The sequence below is a fragment of the Streptomyces sp. C genome (assembly GCF_000158895.1).
Taxonomy (GTDB): domain Bacteria; phylum Actinomycetota; class Actinomycetes; order Streptomycetales; family Streptomycetaceae; genus Streptomyces; species Streptomyces racemochromogenes.
Window position 1 is genome coordinate 1,435,308 of record NZ_GG657750.1, and the last position, 3,467, is coordinate 1,438,774.

Consider the following 3,467-nt stretch of genomic DNA (forward strand, 5'->3'; position numbering starts at 1 on the left):
GACGGAGTCCGGCGTGGCCGGTGCGGGGCCGGTAGGGCCGCCCGCAGCCGAGCCGCGCGAGCAGCGCCAGGGGCCGAGCCGCGCGAGGGGCGTCGAGGAGGGCTAGTCCTCGGGGAGTTCGACCGGGGCGATCTCGTCGAAGACGTCGCCCGGGCCCGGGTTGGCGGCGTCCGTGGACCCGCCGAGGTGGTGCATGACGCCCCAGACGGCGTTCAGCGCGGTCTGCACCGCGCCCTCGGCCCAGCCGGCCGTCCAGGAGATGTCGTCGCCCGCGAGGAAGATGCCGCGCTTGTCCTCGGGGAGGCGGTCCTGCATGAAGTGGGTGTACAGGCGCCGCTGGTAGCGGTAGTGGCCCGGCAGGTTGGCCTTGAACGCGCCCATGAAGTAGGGCTCGTTCTCCCAGGACACGGTCACCGGGTTGCCGATGATGTGGCGGCGGATGTCGACCTTGGGGTAGATCTCGCCGAGGGACTTCAGCATGACCTCCATCCGCTCGTTCGCGGACAGCGGCAGCCACTTCAGGCTGTCGTCGCACCAGGTGTACGAGAGGCAGATCACGGCCGGCTGGTCCGGGCCGTTGTCCAGGAGGTAGGTACCGCGGGTCATGCGGTCCGTGAGGGTCATCGACATGACGTCGCGGCCCGTCTCCTCGTCCTTGTCCAGCCAGAACGGGCGGTCGACGGGGATGAAGAGCTTGCTGGACTCCATGTAGTGGGTGCGCTCGATCGCCGTCCAGTGGTCGATCGGGAAGAGCGTGTCGTCGCACGCGATCTTCGACAGCAGCATCCACGACTGGGCCGTGAAGATGGCGGCGCGGTAGGTGCGGATGTCGCCGGACGCGTCGGTGACGGTGATGCGGTTGCCGGCCGTGCGGTGCAGGCGGGTGACCGCCGGGCGCGGGGTGCCGTCGTGCAGGGAGGACAGGGACGTGCCCTGGGCCCAGTGCAGGATCTTCTCGGGCTCGCGCTCCCACAGGCGCATCGGCAGCTGCTGCGAGCCGCCGACGATACCGCGGTGGTGGTCGTCCGCCTCGGTGTAGACGACGCGCAGGATCTCCAGGATGGAGTTCGGGAAGTCGGTGTCCCAGCCGCCGGTGCCGAAGCCGACCTGGCCGAAGATCTCGCGCTTGCGGAAGGACTGGAAGGCCTCGGACTTGCAGAGGAAGCCGTAGAAGGTCTCGTCGTCGAGCTTCTCGACGAGCTTCGCCCAGATCTCGCGGATGCGCGGGACGTCCCGCTCGCGCATCGCGGTGTTCATGTCGGAGAAGTCGGCGCCCTCGTCGAGGCAGGCGTTCCACGCGGCGGCGACGTCGCGGTAGACCTGCGGGAGGTCGGCGATGGTCTCGGCGTAGTGGGTCTCGCCCTTGAGGTCCACGACCGTGGAGGGGGTGGCCTCGGACAGCGGGTTCGGGAAGGGCTGGGTCTGCAGGCCCACGAGGTCGATGTAGTGCTGGAGCGCGGTGGAGGACGGCGGGAAGCGCATGGCGCCCATCTCCGCGGTCAGGCCCTCGGTGCCGGCGCCCTCGAAGCCGACGGTGCGCAGGCGGCCGCCGATCTGGTCGGCCTCGTACACGACGGGCTTGAGGCCCATCTTCATCAGCTCGTAGGCGGAGATGATGCCGGACAGGCCGCCGCCGATGACGGCGACCTCGGTGCCGTGTTCCGTCGCCGGTATCTGGCCCAGGCCCGCCGGGTGGGCGAGGAAGTCGTCGTAGGCGTACGGGAAGTCCGGCCCGAACATGGTGATCGGGGGCTGGCCGTCGCTGTGCGGAACGGCGGTGGTGGGCACCGTGGACGTCATGGGGGTACGTCTCCTTGCGGCAGAACGGGCGGGGCGGGAGGGCTGGGGGCGGAGCGGGGGCTCAGACGAGGGAGGCGTAGAGCCCGGGGCGGCGGTCGCGCAGGTACGGGTTGGTCTCGCGGGAGGCTTCCAGGAGCTCCGGGTCGACCTGGCCGAACACCATCTCCTCGCCGCGGCCGGCCCGGGTGCGGGTGACCCCGTCGGGGCTGGCGAGGCAGCTGAGGCCGACGAACTCGAACTCGCCCTCGGGGCCGGTCCGGTTGACGTACGCGATGTACATCTGGTTCTCGAAGGCCCGTACGGGGACCAGCTGTTCGGCGACGAACTGGAAGGGGTGCATCTGCGCGGTCGGGACCAGGAGGAGGTCGGTCCCGGCGAGCGCGTGGGCCCGTACGTTCTCGGGGAACTCCACGTCGTAGCAGATCATGATGCCGACGCGGAGGCCGTTCAGGTCCGCCTGGACGACGGGGGTGTCGCCGGGGGTGAAGGCGTCCTGCTCGAAGCAGCCGAAGAGGTGGGTCTTGCGGTAGTTCGCCAGCCGGGCGCCGTCGGGGCCGATCAGCTGCGCCGAGTTGTAGACGGTGTCGCCGTCCCGCTCCGGGTAGCCGTACAGGACGGCGATCCCGTGGCGGCGGGCGATGCCCGCGATGGCGTGGGCGGACTCGCCGTCGGCCGGTTCGGCGTACCCCGGCACCTCCTGGAGGTCCAGCGCGTAGCCGGTCAGGAACATCTCCGAGGTCACGAGGAGCCCGGCCCCGCCCTGTGCGGCGCGCGACGCGGCCTCGTCGAGCCGCTTCAGGTTCTCGGCGGTGTCGCCGAGCCGTCCGGAGCTCTGGAGGAGTGCGGTGCGCAGCGGGGGCATGGGCGTACCTCTGTGACAGGTGGGGTGGGGGTCGTAAAACGGTACGTTCGGGCGTTCGATCCGGACAAGCCGTGACCGTTGCGCTGGGCGCATCGATTCGTTGCGCGTTCCCGGGGATGTGCGGTGATTCGTTGCGCGGCGGTCGCCCGGCGGCCCCGGAGCCCCTGCGGGGGTCGGCGCGGGGCCTGGCGGCCGGGGGAAAACCGGCTGCTCAGCCGGGTGCCGCGGGCTTACCCTGCGGCCGACCGACAAGGCCTTCCGGAAGGATCCCGCACCGACATGTCCGCCGAGAATCCCGCCTCCCCGCTCGACAACCCGGTGTGGGGGTCCCTGAACGGCGCGCACCGTGCCTTCGCCGAGTACTCGGGGAGCGGCGCCGCCCGCTACCTGCTGTCCGCCAACCCCTTCGCCGCCCTCGCCGACCCGGAGGACCCGGCTGCCTGGGCGGATCTGGCGGCGCTGGTCGGCCCCGGGCAGGAGGTGTGGCTGACGGGCCTGCTGACCCCGCCGGCCGGCTGGGAGACGGTGGCCGTCGTGCCCGGGGTCCAGCTGGACGGCCGGGCGGTACGGGTCGAGCACGCGCCGGACGCGGTCCGGCTCGGCCCGGCCGACGTGGAGGAGATGACGGCCCTGGTGAAGCTGACCGAGCCGGGTCCCTTCCTGCCCCGCACGGTCGAGCTGGGCACCTATCTGGGGATCCGGCACGAGGGCCGGCTCGTGGCGATGGCCGGGGAGCGGATGCGGCCGCCGGGCTGGACCGAGATCAGCGCGGTCTGCACCCACCCGGACTTCCGCGGCCGGGGCC

Annotated in this window: 3 protein-coding genes; 1 reads left to right on the top strand and 2 read right to left on the bottom strand. The window is 71.6% G+C overall.

The window, feature by feature from the left end; all coding sequences use genetic code 11:
• Positions 1–102 precede the first annotated feature (102 nt).
• Both SSNG_RS06255 and SSNG_RS06260 read right to left on the bottom strand, forming a co-directional pair.
• Positions 103–1,800, bottom strand: a complete 1,698-nt coding sequence (locus SSNG_RS06255; RefSeq protein WP_007262963.1) for an NAD(P)/FAD-dependent oxidoreductase — start codon at positions 1,798–1,800, stop codon at positions 103–105.
• A 61-nt stretch (positions 1,801–1,861) separates the two neighbouring features.
• Entirely contained in the window at positions 1,862–2,662 is an 801-nt protein-coding gene (locus SSNG_RS06260; protein WP_007262964.1) for a carbon-nitrogen hydrolase family protein, read from the bottom strand.
• A gap of 279 nt (positions 2,663–2,941) precedes the next feature.
• Here SSNG_RS06260 and SSNG_RS06265 point away from each other — a divergent pair.
• Positions 2,942–3,467, top strand: a 526-nt coding sequence (locus SSNG_RS06265; RefSeq protein WP_042800617.1) for a GNAT family N-acetyltransferase, incomplete at its 3' end; no start/stop codon positions are given.

Coding starts and splice junctions, on each gene's coding strand:
- SSNG_RS06255 (WP_007262963.1), bottom strand. CDS start 1,800: ATGACGTCCACGGTGCCCACCACCGCCGTTCCGCACAGCGACGGCCAG.
- SSNG_RS06260 (WP_007262964.1), bottom strand. CDS start 2,662: ATGCCCCCGCTGCGCACCGCACTCCTCCAGAGCTCCGGACGGCTCGGC.